This window comes from Peribacillus sp. FSL E2-0159, from assembly GCF_038643155.1.
GTDB lineage: Bacteria > Bacillota > Bacilli > Bacillales > DSM-1321 > Peribacillus > Peribacillus simplex.
The window spans coordinates 2,112,739-2,132,683 of record NZ_CP152053.1; the positions used below are offsets into that span (position 1 = coordinate 2,112,739).

15 protein-coding genes are annotated in these 19,945 nt (G+C 35.0%); 12 read left to right on the plus strand and 3 right to left on the minus strand.

Annotated elements, in window-relative coordinates:
- Nucleotides 1-355: 355 nt before the first annotated feature.
- A complete protein-coding gene (locus NYE63_RS10430) occupies nt 356-805 on the minus strand; it encodes a MarR family winged helix-turn-helix transcriptional regulator (protein ID WP_342605063.1) in 450 nt (149 codons plus the stop codon).
- Between the two features lie 345 nt (nt 806-1,150).
- On the opposite strand from NYE63_RS10430, the gene NYE63_RS10435 reads away from it, so the two are divergent.
- From NYE63_RS10435 to NYE63_RS10450, 4 genes are all read left to right on the plus strand, one after another.
- Nucleotides 1,151-1,576: a carboxymuconolactone decarboxylase family protein gene (locus NYE63_RS10435; protein ID WP_342605064.1), complete on the plus strand. Its 426-nt coding sequence runs from the start codon at nt 1,151-1,153 to the stop codon at nt 1,574-1,576.
- A 53-nt stretch (nt 1,577-1,629) separates the two neighbouring features.
- A complete protein-coding gene (locus NYE63_RS10440; protein ID WP_342605065.1) occupies nt 1,630-2,004 on the plus strand; it encodes a hotdog domain-containing protein in 375 nt (124 codons plus the stop codon).
- 114 nt (nt 2,005-2,118) lie between these two features.
- On the plus strand, nt 2,119-2,832 hold the full coding sequence (locus NYE63_RS10445; RefSeq protein ID WP_342605066.1) for a hypothetical protein: 714 nt from the start codon (nt 2,119-2,121) through the stop codon (nt 2,830-2,832).
- An 877-nt stretch (nt 2,833-3,709) separates the two neighbouring features.
- Complete coding sequence (locus NYE63_RS10450) at nt 3,710-5,068, plus strand: MFS transporter (RefSeq protein WP_342605067.1); 1,359 nt, start codon at nt 3,710-3,712, stop codon at nt 5,066-5,068.
- Nucleotides 5,069-5,285: 217 nt separating this feature from the next.
- Here the strand turns inward: NYE63_RS10450 and NYE63_RS10455 are convergent, their stop codons facing one another.
- Nucleotides 5,286-7,229, minus strand: a complete 1,944-nt coding sequence (locus NYE63_RS10455) for a XylR N-terminal domain-containing protein (RefSeq protein WP_342605068.1) — start codon at nt 7,227-7,229, stop codon at nt 5,286-5,288.
- A 377-nt stretch (nt 7,230-7,606) separates the two neighbouring features.
- On the opposite strand from NYE63_RS10455, the gene NYE63_RS10460 reads away from it, so the two are divergent.
- The 8 genes from NYE63_RS10460 to NYE63_RS10495 all read left to right on the plus strand — a co-directional run bounded on the left by NYE63_RS10460 (nt 7,607) and on the right by NYE63_RS10495 (nt 17,039).
- Nucleotides 7,607-8,785 (plus strand): hypothetical protein, encoded by a 1,179-nt coding sequence (locus NYE63_RS10460; RefSeq protein WP_063235508.1) that lies wholly within the window; start codon nt 7,607-7,609, stop codon nt 8,783-8,785.
- The gene (locus tag NYE63_RS10465) at nt 8,757-9,272 is read left to right on the plus strand and encodes an OB-fold domain-containing protein (RefSeq protein ID WP_342605069.1); all 516 of its coding nucleotides are present in this window, start codon (nt 8,757-8,759) and stop codon (nt 9,270-9,272) included. The genes NYE63_RS10460 and NYE63_RS10465 overlap by 29 nt, the downstream gene beginning before the upstream one ends.
- Before the next feature lie 7 nt (nt 9,273-9,279).
- Entirely contained in the window at nt 9,280-10,608 is a 1,329-nt protein-coding gene (locus tag NYE63_RS10470; protein ID WP_342605070.1) for a CoA transferase, read from the plus strand.
- A 17-nt stretch (nt 10,609-10,625) separates the two neighbouring features.
- Nucleotides 10,626-11,879, plus strand: a complete 1,254-nt coding sequence (locus tag NYE63_RS10475) for a CoA transferase (protein ID WP_342605071.1) — start codon at nt 10,626-10,628, stop codon at nt 11,877-11,879.
- A 550-nt stretch (nt 11,880-12,429) separates the two neighbouring features.
- A complete protein-coding gene (locus NYE63_RS10480) occupies nt 12,430-13,710 on the plus strand; it encodes a Rieske 2Fe-2S domain-containing protein (RefSeq protein ID WP_063235514.1) in 1,281 nt (426 codons plus the stop codon).
- Entirely contained in the window at nt 13,710-14,912 is a 1,203-nt protein-coding gene (locus NYE63_RS10485; protein ID WP_342605727.1) for a membrane dipeptidase, read from the plus strand. The genes NYE63_RS10480 and NYE63_RS10485 overlap by 1 nt, the downstream gene beginning before the upstream one ends.
- A gap of 224 nt (nt 14,913-15,136) precedes the next feature.
- The gene (locus tag NYE63_RS10490) at nt 15,137-16,558 is read left to right on the plus strand and encodes an amidase (RefSeq protein WP_342605072.1); all 1,422 of its coding nucleotides are present in this window, start codon (nt 15,137-15,139) and stop codon (nt 16,556-16,558) included.
- Nucleotides 16,559-16,655: 97 nt separating this feature from the next.
- A complete protein-coding gene (locus NYE63_RS10495) occupies nt 16,656-17,039 on the plus strand; it encodes a VOC family protein (protein ID WP_342605073.1) in 384 nt (127 codons plus the stop codon).
- 765 nt (nt 17,040-17,804) lie between these two features.
- On the opposite strand, the gene NYE63_RS10500 is transcribed toward NYE63_RS10495, so the two are convergent.
- A complete protein-coding gene (locus NYE63_RS10500) occupies nt 17,805-19,883 on the minus strand; it encodes a helix-turn-helix domain-containing protein (RefSeq protein ID WP_342605074.1) in 2,079 nt (692 codons plus the stop codon).
- Between the last annotated feature and the right edge of the window lie 62 nt (nt 19,884-19,945).

Here is a 19,945-nt window from a genome sequence, read left to right on the forward strand (position 1 = left end):
TTTAGGAGGCATACTGATATTCATTTGGGTGTAATTATGCAGGTTTTTTGGATGTTAACCTGAGTCTATAACAAGAGCATTTAAGAGCTGTGGGTTAAAAGGTTTAATTTATATTCTGCAGTATCTGAATATGGATCTGTTGATTTATTAAGAGTGCAAAAGTGTTTTAATTAAGATAACAGATACAATTTGTATATTGATCAATTGCTGATAGGCAGCTGTTTTTATGTTGCTAAAGAGGCAGTTTAGTTAAAGAGTAAAATTTTTAGGTTGAGTTAAACATGAATGAATAAAAAGGCTCTGCTAACTGCAGAGCCTTTAATAATTGTTCAACATCATATTATTGATTTTACTATTATATAATTGACGCAATATCTTGTATTTTTTTTAAAGTTTCTAAGAATCTTTTATATTGTTCTTTGCCTATATCATTTATAATTCTTTCTTGTATTTGGAGCCAAATTGGATTTGCTTCTTTCAGTTTTTTAATACCTAAATCTGTTATTGTTATAATTTTCGCTCTAGAATCATATTTATCTTTTGTAACGTTAACAAATCCATTTTTTTTTAAATTATTTACATTACGAGTAGCTGTTGTTTGATCAAGGAGCATAATTTCTCCTAATTTACTTATCGAAACACCTTTGTGGCGGACGATGTTAACTAGCATAGAGTATTGAGTGATTTTTAAACCGGTAGATTGTAAAAATTTATCATATAACTGAGTAACAACTCTTGACGTTTTTCTAAGATTTGAACCAACACAAATTTGTATTAGATCTATATCATTATGTTCTCTACTCACAGAAATGTTCTCCTTTTATAGTTCATTCTTGACAGATTAAATTATACTTACTAACATTATATATGTATATACATATATTTTAAAACATTTTGTTAATGATATTGTTTATATTAGTATATACTATTTAAAATAAAGGGAGGAAAACATGAAGAGAAACACATGTATATACATGTAAATGTTATTGAATTTTATATAAAAACAATAAGTTGAATAGAGAATAAAGACACTATTAGGGTAAGTGTTGATTGTATGCATCAAATACATGTATATACATGTAAGTTAAAGGGCCTTTTTAGATAGTGGTTTGAGCATGAAATTAGTTTATCACGGTAGGAGGAATAAAGTATGGGAAAGAGTCGTTATGAAAAGGGCTTAGACAAATTAATGGAATTTACTGTGAAAGATTACAAGGAAGCATCTACTCATTTAAAAATTACTGAAAACTTTAAAGATATAGCACCAGATGTAAGTAAATATATGATTGAGTTTACATATGGTGACATTTATACTCGCCCGGGGCTAGATAACAAGCAACGTGCCTTGGTTACAATTTCGTCTCTTGTAACTCTAGGAACGGAGCCACAGCTTGAATTGCATATAAATGCAGGATTAACAGCCGGGTTAACTCCTGAAGAGATTATTGAAGTATTCATACAATTACTTTCATACACAGGTTTTCCACGTGTTCTTAATGCAATAGAAGTAGCTAGAAAAGTATTCACTCAACGAGGTTTATCTGTTGAAATAGCAAATTATGATGATCTTGTCTAAGCACTACATGCTTTTATAATAATTTTAATTTTTGATAGTAGGAGGAGATTGAAATGCCGTTAAATGCAGGAGATACAATTACGTTTGAACGGACTTTTACAGTAGATGATGTTAATTTGTATACAAAAGTTTCAGGTGATGAGGGTTCTCATCATCTCAACCCTGATGAACACGGAAGATTTATAATCCAGGGGTTACTGACTGCAACAGTGCCTACAAAAGTGGGAGGGGATTATAATGTACTCGCTCGCACTATGAATTTTGAATTTTTAAGACCTGTTTTTACTGGGGATACAATAATTTGTGAAGTAACAATTGAGAAATTTGAAAACCAAGATAATAGGACATCTATTGCTGCATCATTTCTATGTATAAACCAGAATAATAAAGAAGTATTAAAAGGGAATTTTGCGGGAGTCATACTATAAACTTTTAAATTTTTTTCTATAAGAATCTAAATATATAGTTAGGGAAACTTCAGTACTATTTCTTTAGTGTTCTAATAGCTGACTTTGATACTAAAGTGTAATAGGAGTAATATTATGAAGAGTGAGGAATTCGAATTGGTTAAACCCAAAAATTTGAAAGACCTAATCCGCACTTTTTCTGAGGAAAAAGAGGTACCGAGCATCGACCCTTGCCTTTCAATTCAAATCGATAACATTGTAATGGTATTGAATGATCTAGGTCAATCTGAAGTTATATTTGAAAAGAACATAAGGAAGTTATTGGATTTGATAAATAGTGACGACGTAAAAAGGTTTAAACTAGGGGTGGAGATTCTCGGAAAGGTACTTGGTTTTGAAGCAATCCAGCCAAAAGGTGATACAGTACTAGATGTAGTCTGGCGTCTAAGAGATAGATTTTTAGGATTTGAAACTAGTGTAGAGGGAATTTGTAGAGCCCCTGTAGAAAGTGAAGAGTGCAAGCAAATACATGGACATAAGAAATGGATACAGGATAATCTACCCTTCCCAGATGGAGCAACAATTGATGTTATCATAATAAGCAAAAAAAATATGACTAGTGAGGACTCGTTGTCTCAAGCAAGCGACTTATTTCACATAAATGCATCTGAAATTAGAAAAATAGCATTAAAGACAACAATTATGTTAAGGTGGATTCTCTCAGTTTTTGAAAAAAACCATAGACAAAAACAGGAGGAGCAAATATATAAAATAATAACCTTGGAAAAGTTGACTTACCGAGATATTGAGGTATATTTTAAAACACAGCTCCTTGATGAGTTGTTTTAATTAGATAAATAAAGATGTCTAAATATATGGTAAATATAAATTTCTTCTATTGTACTAAAGGGGGCAATACTTGATTAGTGGTGTTGCCTATTCTTATATCACATACGGAGCAGCATTCCTGTAATTACTGAAAAACATTTTAGAGTTTGTGAATTTAATGTACTTAAACTATAGGGTGCGTTAGTTCAAAAAGTAAAAAAGTCGATTCCTAAACGTAGAGGAGATCGACTTTTTAAGTTGAAATTCTCTTAGCGTATAAAATTTCCGAAATGGGCGGTTTAGCATTGTCGCTAACGTTCGTAAAAGTACACTTTAACGAACAGTGGAATCCTTGACCAAAACAGCCCTTATTTACGTTCGCCAAAGTATGAAAACATTTTACGAACGTCCTGAACGAAATTCCTCAAACATCTCCTTCGCAACTAATATTTTTCTATAAACTAATAATGGTTACCAAAGGCAACATTTAAATGAAAAAGGAGGTAGGGGGGATTATATGACTACTAGTGTTTGTAATTAATTTGCAAAAAGTGTTCAAAACTACTTAAGGGTTAAACAATGATTAACCTTTTAGAATTAGCAACTAAATCAAGTGCATATCCATGACTAACTTTAAAGTGAGTCCCTATTTCAAGTTCAACAGAAAAGTATAGAATGAAAAAAGAATTCCTACAGAATATGTAGCATACAAGTAGATTTAATTTTCTGTATAATCTGAATAATAAAGTGAGTCATTGAAATGAGGTGGGTCTTTGAAATAATTAATGAATCTTTAGGTAAAGTGCCTTATTTAGTAGGCGGAGAAAGGGGATTTCTAACACCTTAGATGCAATTTATCAGTTAACTTGACTGTGATTAAAAATGGAGGTGTGATGATTTGTCTAAAAAAAATAAAGATATGGGGAATGAACTTTCTAATAAAAAAATGAAAAGAAGGGCGCTTGTCGGCTCTACCTTTGGAGCAGTGATCGAATGGTATGACTTCTTTCTATATGCAACTGCCTCTGCATTAATCTTTCCTAAATTGTTTTTCCCAGATTCGGATCCGTTTATCGCTACATTGTTATCCTTTGCTACTTTCGCGACCGGATTCTTGGCACGTCCAATAGGTGCGGTTATCTTTGGGCATTATGGTGATCGTATTGGAAGGAAAAATGCACTAGTAATAACATTATGGATGATGGGCTTGAGCAGTTTTCTTATGGGGTTATTGCCTACCTTTGCGACCATTGGAATCTGGGCTCCTATTTTACTTGTTATTCTTCGTCTAATTCAAGGAATTGGAGTCGGAGGAGAATGGGCAGGATCGATTCTGTTGTCAATGGAATGGGGTAGCGAAAAGAAAAAAGGGTTCATGGCAAGCGTGCCAAATGCAGGGGTAGGAGCAGGTATGTTATTATCCTCTGCTGTAGTAGGATTGTGTCTATATATTTCAAATGACAGTTTTTATACTTGGGGGTGGAGAATTCCATTTCTTGCAAGCTTACTACTTTTGGCCGCAGGTGTAATTATTCGGAATAAAATCTTAGAAACTCCTTCGTTCCGTCAAGTTAAAGAGGTAAATCAGGTCTCTAAAATGCCGGTTTTGGAAGTACTTAAGTTATACCCTAAGCAAGTCTTATATACTGGGTTAGCAAAATTCTCTGAACATGCACCTTTTGCTATATTTACAACCTTTATGATAAATTATAGTATAAATAATTTTGATGTAAGTTCGGAATATATGGTGAATGTCAATATACTTGCAAGCGTATTAATGTGTATCAACATTCCTTTATTTGGTTACCTTTCTGATAAGGTTGGGATTAAACGTCTGTATATTGTGGGAGTCATTGCGACCCTTCTCTTTGTATTTCCATATATCGGATTAATGAATACTGGTGTTCCAGGCATAATTTTACTTGCAACCCTCTTATCGATGTTCCCACATAATATACAAGCTGGTGCTCAACCAGCTCTAGTAGCTCAGGCCTTTCCCGCCAGACTACGTTATAGTGGCGCTTCATTGGGAACACAAATACCTGCAGTATTTGCTGGAGGCATAGCTCCAATGGTCTGTACTTATCTAATACAAACTACTGGATCCATATATTCTATCGGTTTTTATATAGCTTTTACTTCGGTGGTAAGCTTAGTGGGGACCATTTTACTTAAGAATCTTTCAAATGTTAGTGTGGATTCTGAAATTTGTAATCAGAAGATGGTATTAAAGAGTACGGAAAAGGCAAATGCATAGAGAAATTCTTTCAGGAATGGAATATTTATAATTACCAATTATTATATATACCATATTAGGATTCTGCCAAAATAAGAGAGGACATTTTCAAAAAATGTCCTCTCTTATTAATTTTTTATATTAGGGAACATCAAAACAAAAAACATTAGAACCTTTACTAACAAACATTGGGTAAAGGTAAAATAGAAGATTGAAACAATCCATACAATAATATATCTCAAATTTTATCTTGTATTTGCATAAAAGGTAGTTTACCAAATGCGAGGTATATATCTAAGGCTAATTGTACTTCACGCCGAGTACTAGAATTCATCATATCAATGTTAAATCGTTCTAATATATTTAACAGGCGGTAACGCATTCCACCAATCGATAAGTTCATATAACGAGCAGTTTTATGTAAATTACATTCGTTATCTAAATAGAAATATAATGTTTTTAATAGTTCTGTAGATTTCCGAACATCATAATCATACATAGGCCCTAAAACCTTATCGGCATAACTCTCTAATTCCTCTGGATTTCGTGCATCTAATAAAATAGAAATAGGACCTAGTTCCGAAAATAAGATAACCCGTTGTTGCTGATTTGTGATTTGTGCAATTTCTAATGCTTTTTTCGCTTGTTTAAATCCATGGTGGAAATTATTGATATCTAAGCAAAGGTTACTTATACCAATTAATAGTTGAGAAGTGGGAATAATTCGCTTTACTTCTTCCATTATTGCTTCGCCGTATTGTTGTGCACTAATCTTACGAGATACTAATATATCCTCGGGTATTAGCGCTTGTATTTGTCCAAAGTAATTTGAAACCAAAATTTTTTGCTCCTCATATTCTGAATGTTTCCTTAGAATATTAGCGATTAGATCTTTTTCTTTAGTTAATAATTTATCATTCTTAAAGAGAAGATTTTGATTTTGTAATCGAAATATAAACACAAAATGAGGTTTATTAAGATAGTAGCCTAAATAAGATAGTCGTTTTGCAATACTTGAATCTAGATTTGGCTGGAGTAATATTTCGTTAAGCATTTCACCTTTCATACGGTGTTCAGTTTCTATGACCGTTTTTTCATTTAGTAAATGAAGAGCGCAAATATTTGCGGCTCTTTCAATAAAAGAAGGCTCGAGTTCTTCTATTTCCTTTGAATTTTTTATTATTGAAATATATCCGTATATATTATTCTGGACGACAATTGGAGTGATTAATGGGAATTTGAAAAATTCTTGTTCTTCTAGGGTATTTAGTTGAATTGTTGCTTGTTTATTAATCATTTCTTCCATTTTTTTTTGGTCGGATGCACGAAGTTTTTCTTTGTTGTCAATGATATTTTTTAAAGAATAGTTGAATACTTGTCCATACTCCGTAATCGTCTCAAAATACTGATTGGAAATTACTATTCCGCATTGAAGGCTTTTTCCGAGGGTTTGGGCTATTTCGCCAAGACCTTTTCCTTGTAGAACTATTTGTGTCAATTGGTTACTTAAGATATTCCCTCGCTTTAAAATTTCACTTTGACTTTCAATCCGCTTGTAGGCCCAATCAAGTTCATCACCAATATCCTCTCGGGCATAATCAACAGAATCGATAGAAATTTCGTCACCCCATAATTCCAAAGTTTTTCCTACGAAATGGCAATGTTTATCACCTTTTCCGATACACTCTATTTCTTTAAAGACTACTTTTCTTCCAAATGATGTACTGCAGTAGCCACTTGCATAACCTTCCAAAAAGTAGCAGACAGGTTCAGAGTGAAAAGGGAAATGTTGTAAGTATTGTTTTGCTTCATAGGAATTATACCAAAAACCTTCAACGTCGAATTCTCCAGTTTCGGTATCTATTTTCGCCTTTGTTGGAACAGATGATGTACGTCCAGAAAGGTTATGCATGGTGACTCCTGCTAGAACCCATTCCTTTTTATTTTCCCACTCAAACATATCTTTTAATACTTCAGCTTCATGTCTACCGCATTGATACCCGTAGCGTAATAAAAAGCGCTTTGCCCGTTCGATTCCAAGAGTCAAAGTCAAATCCTTAATTAAGGTCCCCCAAGCATCTGCACTAGAAATAAACATTCGTTGAGACTGAAGAAAGTTATCCATTTCGGCATCGATCCTAAATAAATCGCCCAAGGTTATATTATTTGCTTTAACTGCCATAATCAGCCTCCTATTAATAGCATTTTTACTTATGTACTACCATAATTCTTTATTGATTTTTATTTTAACTACAGAATAATACAATATTATACCTATTTTCCTACTCATTATGTCGTTTAATATATTTAATATTCAGATTATACTTAATATTAAGATATCAGATTTTGTTAGTACAATGTAGCATTTTGTTTTTAATAATTAATAACAAGCTGGTGAACTGTTAAAAACATAGAGGATCTAGTTTCTACCTGTAATATGCAGCTAGATACTAAGTTTTCTAGTTTTAAATAATTAATAAAGCATGTTTCAAGTTAATTGTCTTTAATTAGCCATAGCGACAAAATGACAGCTATGGAGAGAAAATGGAGGTAAGAGAAATGGAACGGTCTTTAAGTGATAGAGCATGTATCGTGGGTGTTGGGGAAACAGATTATGTAAGAGGCACATCCAAGGCATTAGCACATCTTTGTATTGAAGCTTCTCTTAATGCTTGTAGAGACGCTGGGATTGATCCTTCTGAGATAGACGGTGTAATTTCTCCCTGGAAATATAATGTTCGTCATGAGGAGTTTGTTCATGGATTAGGAATGAAAGAACTTAAATTCACCGGACGTCATGAAATGGGAGGGGCCAGTTCCATCGCAGCCATTCAGACTGCAGCATTAGCAGTGGATGCAGGAATCGCAGATTATGTGCTTGTTGCTACAGGACAAAAAGGCTATTCAGGTCCACGACTGGGTGCGGGGGATCCCAGTATTCTAGATTTAAATAATGAATTTATGCCTAACTCCGAGTATCGTGATAACTTAGAATATCCATACGGCTTAATGGTTCCATTGCAATATTTTTCACTTCATGCAAATAGATGGTTTCATGAATATAATCCTGATCCAGTTGGTATGCAGATTGTAGCTATGACTTGTAGGGAACATGCTCAGTTGAATAAAAAAGCATATATGAGAGGACGCCCAATGACATCAGAGGATTACCAAAACTCTCCTATGCTTGTTTCTCCTTTTCGGCTATTAGACTGCTCACTAGAAGTGGATGGTGCAGGTGCGGTAATTGTCACCTCTAAGAAAAATGCATATCGTTTTAAAAAACCTGTTTATATAGGCGGAATCGCTGAAGGTCATCCGACTTATCCAGATGATATGCCTACGCGTCCTGACATTTTAGATATGGGGATTACCCATGCTGCACCACGTGCATTTGACATGGCTGGAGTGCGACATGAAGAAATTGATTTTGCAGAAATTTATGATTGCTTCACTTTTATTGTCCTTAGGCAACTTGAAGAAATGGGCTTTTGTGCTCGGGGTGAAGCGCCGGAATTTACTAAAAATGGCCGGATTAGTCTTGGGGGACAATTGCCTATCAATACACATGGTGGGCTGCTTTCCCAAGCACACATTGTTGGAATAAATCATGTTGTTGAAGCTGTTTATCAATTAAGAGGAGAAGCAGGAGAAGCTCAGGTTGATGATGCAAAGATTGGTATTGTCACAGGTTATGGAGATCTTAGCGATGGTTCAATTGCTATTCTGCACAATTAATTATTTAAATAAACCCTTAAGAAAGAGAGTTGTTAAAATGGAAAATTTAGATATTCTTTTTCGTCCGTTACCTAATCGTAATATAGACCATTGGGACAGGGAATGGGATTTGTTTTCACCATTTTGGGAAGCGGCGCGATCTGGAAAACTAATTGTTCAAGAATGCACAGAAACAAAAAAGAAAGTTTGGCCTCCAAGATTTGTTTCACCTTATGCCCCTAGTGCCGAACTAGAATGGGTACCGATTAAAGGTATAGGAGAAATTTATACTTACAATATCGTTTATAGAGGCTTTTTCCCTTACTACAAGGATAAAGTACCATACGCACTAGTAGTGGTTGATTTAGGAGAAGGAATTAGAATGCTAGGCAATACGGTAGGTATGGATCCTACAAAGGTGCACTGCGGGATGAGAATGGAAGTTGCTTTTGAAATAGTAAATGATGAAGTTACTTTGGTGAATTGGAAACCGTCTGAAAGGGGTTAAGAAATTTATGACGAACCAGGCAGAAGTTCTAAAAGGAATTCGCGTTTTAGATTTCACATGGAGTGTCTCCGGTGCGACCACAACCAGAATTTTAGCTTCCTTTGGAGCGGAGGTTATAAAAGTTGAATGGCCGAAGACCCCCGATGCTATGCGTTTTTCCATGTACGCTAAGGAGGATGAACCGGGACTCGATAATGGTGCTTTTTTTAACAATTTAAGCGCTGGAAAAAGAGGGATAACGTTAAATGTAAAATCAGAACGTGGCATGGAACTAATTCATGAATTGTTAAAAAAATCAGATGTAGTAACAGAGAACTTCAGCGCAGGTGTCTTTGAAAAATGGGGACTTGATTACGAGACTTTAGAAAAGATTTCTCCAGGAATCATTTATAAGAGTATATCTGGTTTAGGTCATAGCGGTCGAAATAAAAAGTACGGAACATGGGGTCCGACCGCCGCAGCCTTATCTGGGATGACCTATACATCTGGACTTCCGGATACTCATCCTTCGGGTTGGGGTTATTCCATTTTAGATGTTGTAGCAGGCTATACCGGTGCTTATGCTGTAATGACCGCGCTCTATCACAAAAAACGTACGGGGAAAGGGCAATATATCGATATTTCACAGGTTGAAACTGCGATGCACTTAACCGGAGCAAATCTCCTGGATTATACAGTGAATAAACGATCATCCAAGAGACCAGGATTTCCACCAGGAAATCGTTCGATCGTCTCCAAAGCAACACCGGAAAACAGCTACAGAGGACAAATAGGATGTCCACATAACAGCTATCGCTGTGCGGGTGGTGGTCAGAATGACTGGTGTACGATTGCTATTTTCTCTGATGACGAATGGAATACTTTCAAACAAGCAATTGGAAATCCTATATGGACAAATTATGACAAATTTAACACGTTTGAGGGGAGGTTGGCCCATCAAGATGAATTAGATAAAAATATTGAGTCATATACGATTGAGCTTAACAAATATGAAGTGATGGAACTGCTACAGAGCCATAGAATCTCATGTGGAGCTGTGCAGATGAATGAGGATCTTATGGTAAATGATCCTCAGCTGAAATCACGAGGATTGTTTGAAAACCTTCAGCATTCATTACTTGGCTTACGATCCTTTGAAGGCATTCCTATTAAAATGTCTAAAACGCAACCCTATCTCCAAAAATCAGGACCTCTAATGGGAGAAGATAATACTTATGTGTTTGGAACGATTTTAGGCTACAGTCAAGACGAAATCGACCGATTGACAAATGAAGGAGTTTTATGGCCTGAAGATATGCCGAAGGATGAGATTAAGGCTATTCGCCCATTATGGTGAAAAGGAGTGATAACAAAATGATACAGGGAGCTTTAGATGGAATTAAAGTATTGGAAATCGGTGACCAATTGACTCAGTATGCTGGAAAATTACTGGCGGATATGGGAGCGGAAGTTATTAAGGTAGAACCTTCGAAAGGCGTTCAATCACGCAATATTGGCCCATTTTATCAAGATGAGCCCGACGTGAATAAAAGTTTATATTTCTGGCATTATAACACTTCTAAAAAATCAGTAACACTTGATCTGCAAACTGAAGTTGATAAGCAGCGTTTTTCCCATATGGTGTCCGAATTTGATGTTGTTCTGGAGGATTACAAGCCCGGACAGATGAAAGAATGGGGCCTTGATTTTGAGAATCTCTCTAAGATACACCCAGGTTTGATTTATTGTTCGATAACCCCTTTTGGACAATCCGGGCCTTGGAGTCAGTATGAATCTAGTGATTTGATCCAGCTTGCTCTAGGTGGAATTATGGCTGTAACTGGCTATGACGATGTGAAAGATGCGCCGCCAATTGCCCCGACAGGAGGTCAATCCGCTCACTTATCGGGATATTTTGCTGCTATGGGAGTTATTAGTGCCTTATTTTATCGAGATATAGCAGACGGCGGCGGGCAGTATATAGATATTTCGGTTCATGACTGTGTTACGGTTTCAACAGAAATGTCCATTCCGTACTGGGAGTATCAAAAAGCACATGTTAACCGTCAAACTGGACGACATGCCCTGCCAAACAGGTCAAGCCGCTGGAATTTCAGATGTAAAGACGGTCGTTACATTCTTTGTTTGAATACGTATTTAAGTTCCGGGCGTTGGCGAGACTTGGTGACCTGGCTTAAATCAAAGGGAATGGAAGGGGAATTGGAAGACGAGAGATATGTGGATGATCATTTTCGCGCTACACATATGGAATATGTATGTGAAGTGTTAGAACGTTTTTGCTTAGAGCATGATTCAGAATATATATTCCATTATGCGCAAAGCATCAGCCTTCCATGGGCACCCGTTCGTGCACCTGAAGAAATGTTGGAAGACCAACACTTGGTTGAAGATCGGAATACTTTTGTTAATGTTCGACACCCGGAATTAAATGAGTCCTTTACTTACCCAGGAGCTCCTTATATTTTTAATAAAACTCCTTGGAAAATATCCCAAAGGCCTCCATTGCTTGGTGAGCATAACAATGAATTTGAGAAGTATATAGCCAATGAAGCTTCATCGGCTGCAATTGGTAAGATAAGAATCAATGAACGAGGAATTCTAAAGTGATATAAATTAATATTTAGAAGTAGTCCAACCATCGATAATCCTTACATCATTTAATAGTATTTTTTCAAGCGTTTTGTTCTAATCCATTGCTGATAGATGTTCATACTTATGATTGGATTGATTATTTTTCTTTTATCGTCCTCTTCCATGTGGTTGTAAGAATTCCTGTGTAGAAGACTTGTTTGTTTAGGGAACAAAACAAGTCTATCTACAACAGGTTTTTTTATTGTGTAAAGATTTTATCAACTTATAAGAATACTTTTAATTCATTTTAGTAACTATGTGAAAGGTAAGGGCGATTGCTAACTGCTTTGTGTCTTATGAAATATAGAAAATCTATTGCTGATTTGAATTTCTGTAAAATTCGCTTTCTTATTTTCAGTAACAGGGAATTTTAACTGTACGATTAGGCCGAAAAATTAATATTTTCCGACCTAAATCTAAATTGTATGATTTTAATAGTTAACCTATGATGTATTTATGAATTAATTTTTGAATATTGTTTCAATTACTATTTTGTAAAGCATTTAATTATATAGGGGGAATTAACATGTTAACAAAAGAGGATAATCAATTACTTACTCAAACAAACCCTGAAACACCGATGGGACAATTATTTCGCAGATACTGGATTCCTGCTCTAAAGTCTAACGAATTAAAAAGTGATGGTAAACCTCAACGGGTAAAGTTGCTTGGTGAAGATTTGATTGCCTTTCGTGATACAGAAGGAAAAGTAGGTTTGATCGATGAACGGTGTCCACACCGTGGTACTTCTCTTTATTTTGGAATTAATGAAGGATGCGGCATCCGGTGTATGTATCACGGATGGAAATTTGATACGGATGGAGAATGTATGGAAATTCCTTCGGAAGAAAAAGACGGAAAATTCAGACAATCAATCAAGTTGAACAACTACCCTACTAAGGAAGTAAGTGGAATTGTATGGACATATATGGGTCCGCCGGAAAAGCAACCACCATTTCCTGAATTTTATTGGATGGGGCTACCAGAAGAAAACAAATTGGTAGAGCGAGTTTGGCAAGAATGTAACTATGCACAAGTAATGGAAAATGACTTGGATTATGTACATGCTGCATTCTTACATAAAGCACATGGTACACAAGAAGTAGAAGAAGGTATTTTAAGTAGTGATTTAGGAATAGATCCAGATCATCCGCTTGTAAAAAACCCACCAGTAAAACAAGCAGTAGAGGATACGAATTATGGGAAGCGGTGTATAGCCGTAGGAATCGGGACTGAAAAAGAAAATGCTTTCATGGAGATCCATTATATATTCCCATTTTATACATTTCCACCGAGGTTTGGGGGTGAAGACGGAATGTGGCATGCTTTTATTCCACGGGATGACTACAGTACATGGTCATGGGATGTGCAGTTTGCGCATGACCGGGTGATTGATGTACAAGCTCAACATGATCGTCGGGGATTAAAACTGGATGAAGATTTCAAAAAACAAATCAATCTTGAAAACGAGTATGGACAGGATCGTGATTTGCAAAGAACAGGAAATTTCACAGGTATTCGTGGGATAGCGAATCAAGACCATGCAGCGACTGAAACGATGGGTCCTATTGTTGACCGTTCAATTGAGCATCTTGGGACAAGTGACTTACCGGTCATTCATATGCGACGCATTTTGCTGCAACAAGTAAAAGCATTCCAGGAGGGGCAGGAGCCATTAAAGTTAGAGAACGATTCATTAAAAACATTGTATAGCGATGGTCTCTATGACAATAATCAAAAATCATGGCAAGAAGCATTTCCAATAAAAGAACAATTTCAAAAGAAAGTATTGGAAAAAAAGCAGTGATGAATGAGAAACCATATGATGGTTATACATCCTTTAATTATTTAAAGGCAAGCAAGGATTACAAACAATATGAGCTATCCACTGAAATTCATAGAGTTCCAGAGTTTTCACTACACTTAACAGATGAAGAAAATAATTTGCTGAGTGAAGTATTAACAGAATATTCTATTGTTTCTCTTAGAGATCATGGTTTTGTTGTACCAAGAAAATCTAAGGATATACTTCCTTATTGCAGTAGTCTTCATACAGCTTTTCATTATGAGGGAATTTCTAAATCTGGAATTGATGTTATGTTTGAAAATTTCATGGATGGAATTTCAACAATTACATCGAAAAATGGTTTGAAATGGGACGATATCATTTATTTATTGGGAATGCGCTATGCAGATATTTATCATCAAAAAACTGTTTATATTGCAAGTACGTATAGTGATTTAACAAAAGCTAAGGGGCAGAAACAAACAGCAATTCTCCCATCCTTGGAAGCAGCTAGTATTTTGGAAAACGAACTGGATCGTGTTGATATTTTATATGGTTTAGGTATTCGTTGTATGGGGATAACCTACAATGAATCAAATACACTTGGTACTGGCCTTACAGAAAAGAGAGACGGTGGTTTAACTAACTTTGGACGCCGTGTTATTGAAAGAATGAACACAATAGGTATGATCATTGATATTTCTCATTGTGGAGATCAAACTAGTTTAGATGTGATCGAGGCAAGTCAACATCCTGTTTTCATGACACATGCAGGTGCAAGAGCAAAATGGAACACACCGAGAATGAAACCAGACCATGTATTAAAAGCTTGTGCAGAAAAAGGAGGAATTATTGGTATTTGTGCTGCTCCCAATACCACGTTAACAAAGAATTCACCTTCTCATTCGATCAATACGGTAATGGAGCATTTTGAGTATATTAAGAATTTAGTAGGTATCAATCATGTTGGCTTTGGTCCAGATACATTCTTTGGTGACCATGTAGCCTTACAGCATGCTTTTGACGACATGTTAGGAATCTCAGCTTCGCACAGTGGAGAAATATTTGAGGAATCTTCTTATGTGAAGGGTCTCGAAAATCCTGCAGAAGCAATGAAAAATATGATTGGCTGGATGATTAAAAATCATTATTCAATAGAGGAAATTGTTAAAGTTTCTGGTGGGAATGCCATGAGGGTAACAAAGGAGATTCTAATACATTAGAGAAGATCGAAACATTTAGTATAAACAATTCGCAGAAGATTTTGTAATAGTGTCTAAAATAAGAAATAAGGCATGAAGCTTTTATTGAAATTTTCTATAGAAAGTAGTGATTTAATGACTTTAGTGGAATTTTTGGGTAAAATCCTTAACCAAAAAGAACTGGAACTTATAAACTCGGAACCAGCCTTTATATTTAACCTTGAAGATTTTGAGGAGACTAAACAGTGAATGATATTCTTTTTGAAACAATTGAAGCAGCTAGTTCAGCCATTAAAAATAAAAAGATATCGCCAGTCGAGTTGACAAAGTTAACACTTCACCGTATTCAACAACATGATCCCGTCCTTAATGCATTTATAACCGTTATGGAAGAAGAAGCAATGGAGCAGGCTAAGCAATTAGAAATAGAAAGTCAGAAAAATCATATTAGAGGTCCTTTGCATGGAATTCCGATTGCTGTAAAAGATATCTTACAAACAAAGGGAGTTCTAACAACTGGAGGATCTAAAATTTTCCAAGACTGGGTACCTAAAGAAGATGCAACCTCAATAAAAAAGCTAAAACAGGCTGGCGCTATTATTATTGGGAAGACGAACTTGCATGAATTTGCTATGGGAGCAACAACAGAAAATCCTCACTATGGAAGTACTAAGAATCCTTGGGATATCACCAGAATACCTGGTGGTTCAAGCGGAGGTTCAGCAGTAGCGACAGCAACGGGTTTGGCTTTTGGTGCTGTTGGTTCAGACACTGCCGGTTCCATTCGCCTACCTGCAGCTTTTTGTGGCACAGTCGGTTTTAAACCAACATATGGTCTTGTAAGCCGGGAGGGCTGCCTTCCTTTCAGTTGGTCATTAGATCACATCGGTCCTATGACAAGGTCAGTAAAAGATGCTGCATTTATGCTTGAAGTGATGAGAGGATACGATCCTAATGATCGTTCAACCGTAAAAAGAGATGAATTTAAAATGTCAGACTATTCATTATTGAATGATTTAAAAGGTATCAAATTTGGTATCTATGAACCATATATGTTTTCTGGGATCGATCAAGATATAAAAGAGGTCATTGAACAAGCCTTTGACCAATTAGAAGCACTTGGAGCAGAAATAGTGCCAATTCATTTACCCGGAATTGAGGAAGCACTAAATGCCCTGAAGTGTATTGCTCAATCAGAGGTTGTCTCCTTTCATCAGCCTTTATTGAGAAGACACGGAGATTTGTACGGAAATGATTTAAAATATAGATTTCAATTCGGGAGAGAAGTTTCTGCTACATCATATATTAATGCCCATAGGATTAGAAATCAGTTTGTCAAAGAAACCATTAAGCAAATGAAAGACATTGATGCTCTTATTGGGCCAACTAACATTCAACGGCCTTTTAAAATAGGTACAATGGTACCTGAACAGGCAATCAGCAATATGTTTACACTAGGGAAAACACCACTTGCAAATATTTTAGGTTTCCCTTCGCTATCAGTTGCATGTGGTTTTACAATGGATACCCTTCCCATAGGTCTTCAGCTCATTGGAAAACCTTTCTCTGATAAAAAAATATTGCAAATAGGAGATTGCTATGAAAATTCACAACGATGGTTACAGGCATTAAGAGAAAATAGGAATTACTCGCCAATAAAATCATAATAGAAGAAAATGGCCTACTGTGGAACTGAGTCACTCCTAACCTTGCAATTAATAAAATGGAAATAATTCAAATAAAAAAAGAAAAGAGATTAAATTTATGATTCGAAAAATAGAACATACCGCAATAATTGTTAAAGATATTGAAAAATCAATCCGATTTTATACAGAAATATTGGGGCTGAAATTGCGCTTAAGAGGAAGTGGACCGGATCGTGAAATGGCTTTTTTGTATTTAGACTTGCAGTCTGATGTAGAGATTGAATTAATTCAGGATTTTGAACCGATTGTAGAATACCAACCGTTTGGAATAATGAATCACCTGGCTTTTAGTGTTAATCATCTTAATGAAGCTATTGGATATTATATGGAAAAAGGAATTAAATTTCTAAGCGATGAGCCGAAACCTACTCTTGATGGAGGGCGTATGATATTATTTCACGGTCCCGATGACGAACTTTTACAATTTGTAGAAAGGCCGTAGAACCAATAAAATACCTTTATTATCATTAAAAGTATATTTTAGACCTTCCCCCTTTAACTACTTTCTGCACTAAAGTAGTCTCCTTGATTAGAGAAGAATTTTATATTATCAGCTTTGGTGACTTACTAAACATTGGACAAGGACCTTGCTGTTTTATGTGTAACTTTAATAAAATTGAACACAACCTTGTCAATATCTCTACTTACCAAGTGACAGACGATATATTAGCATAAAGGATGAGGTGTTTGACTATGAAGAAAATTGTACTATTCATAAATTAATAGATAGAGTAACGCTTGTCCAAACACATGCATAATATATATAAGACGTGAGGAAGCACCTGACGTCACCTTTAGACTGACTATTTATAGTCAGTCTTTTTTTGTTTTAAATTGATGCAGCCATTGACTTCACTTTCATTTATGATTTGGTGAAAGATAAGTATTCAGAGTTAGGTCGCCAAAGTATGCTCCAGTTATTCATGTCCCTCACAGGTCATCGTCTAAACAAGGATCAAATCATTTAATATCAAGGGGTTGGGATCAACCTAATAGAGGTGACCAGTTAAGAGTCTGCCCATATTCCGTTTCAAAACTTTTTTTGTCGAATAATTAATAATTGATACATTAAATTCCATTATTATCTAGATTTATGTTTTGCTCATTAGTCTTATGTGAGACATGAGTTTGAAATTAAGAATTTTTTCTATAATGAATAATATGATCAACGTCCGGTCTCTGAAAGTGCTCGTTTACAAAATATTTATTATTCAAAGGTCTCTCTTAAATGACAGGTTAACTGGATTTTCAACATGTCTTCAGCATTATTAAAACTTATGTTTAATAATTCTTCTATTTTTCTTAAACGCTGGTAAAGTGTGTTGATATGAATATGAAGTGTCTTTGCTGTTTCAGTAGCAGATTTATTTGATGAGATATAGATCATTAGAGTTTTTTCTAAATCTTTATTTTGTAACTTTTCAGATCGTAACTGGGAAAAGATTTCTTCAGTAAACTCCTCTATCTCTTGAATAGGTTGATTTAAGAAAAATCTATTTACTCCTATTTCTTCATAACGAATCAACCCGAATTTATTTCTATTTATTAAAAAAGCTAAGCTTTTGTTCGCCTCATTATAACTCTTTACAATATTTTTAATTTCTTTATATGGAGTACCAAGGCCTATGCGTATGTCGTTTTTATCGTATCTTTCCTCATCTTCAATAATCATTTTAATATGATGTATGATTCTGTTTAGATCCTTCGTATTGGGTACTGAAAACAGTAAAGTTACTTTGTTATGAAATCCGAAAATTAACTTATTAATTTTTGGAAATCCTTTTTTAATTTTTGATAATAATCGTTGAATTCTTGCCTCGATTTCAAAGGGTTCAAAAAGATCCGGAATTTCACATAAAACAACAAAGGTGTAGGTGGAAAATTCTAAGTTAAATTTATGGCCTTTTGCAATCAAAGTTTTGTGATCGTGATTTTCAAGTAATTGATTAAAATATTCTTGAACTTTTTTGTAATGAATTTCAGTCATAGATATTTTTTTTGCAAGTTCTAATGCAAGAACTGAACCACTTTGTTCAATTGTGATAGTATCCATTGAAGAAAGTGGGTGGGAAAGAGTAATGATAATGCAACCTAATAATGCTGTACCAACGATGATCGGATAAAAATAATAATCCTGATTATTCATTTCAATGAATGCGGGAGAATTTTTATGAATCGAAATTAGATTCGATATGTTATCAATACTAAATTTTTTTTGATTTTGATTCCTAGGGTAAAACTCGCTGTCTAAAAAATCAACATAGCCAACCGGCATCCCAAGCATTCTGTTTGTTTCGTAAATAATCGCTTTAATTCCTTTGTTATTTAAGGAGAGTTGGGTTAATGTATCATGCACGTTGATTCTTTGTTGAAGAAGTTTATTTTTCTCCTCTAATTCATTACTTAATTGTGTAACCTTATTTAATCTTGTATGAGCTTCTTTATATAGCTTGGCATTATTATAAGCAATTGCTACTTGAGGAGAAAAACCTTGTAATAAATCTAAATCCCTTTCTGTAAATTTCTTTTTCTTAGAGAATTGGAGAATTGTCATCGTTCCTATACGGGTGTCTCCTAATGAAACTGGTACGGTTATCATTGCCCTTGCCATATCACCATTTTTTACAAAAGACCAATTTTCTTTCGAAATATTTATTCGGTCCATTAAAATCTCTTGCTTGGAATGGTGAATTCTAGGAATTCCATCTATGAATACTTGACCGGAAGTAGATTCCCCTATTCTTGTTTTATATTGGATATATTCTTCCGGCAGTCCAACTGTAGTAAGAGGAACTAGGAGATTAGTTTCAGAATCAAATATCCTGAAAACTCCTGCATCTCCAGAAGGAATTACATTTAAAGCAATTTGAAAAATTTTCTTTAACAATTCATTTAAATCAAGGCTAGAATTAAGAATTCTTATACCTTCAATTACTTTTTCAAGTTCTTTGTTTTTAGATTTACTAATCTCTTTATAATAGAGAACTGAAAACAGGAGATATAAATGATCAAATTCAAATTCATTAAAGATGTTTCTATCAAAAAAACAAACAATAACCTGAAAACTGTCTTCAAAAGTCATTCCCATGTAGGTTATATTGTTTTGTTGTAAAAAAGTATAGTTGGTATCTTTATCATTAAGGGGTAAAGGAGGAGGATATACAGCTGGTTGATGCCCGCTGAACGAGCATAATTCCATCATACTATGTTTTCCTAACCAAACCTGATATGGGGTATTTTTGAATTTTTTCTCTATGAATTTTTCAATAGATGTAAGATTTAACATTTATCAACACTCTCTCTCTATGTTTAAAACTACATAAAAACTATGAATTATCGTTAATAAAC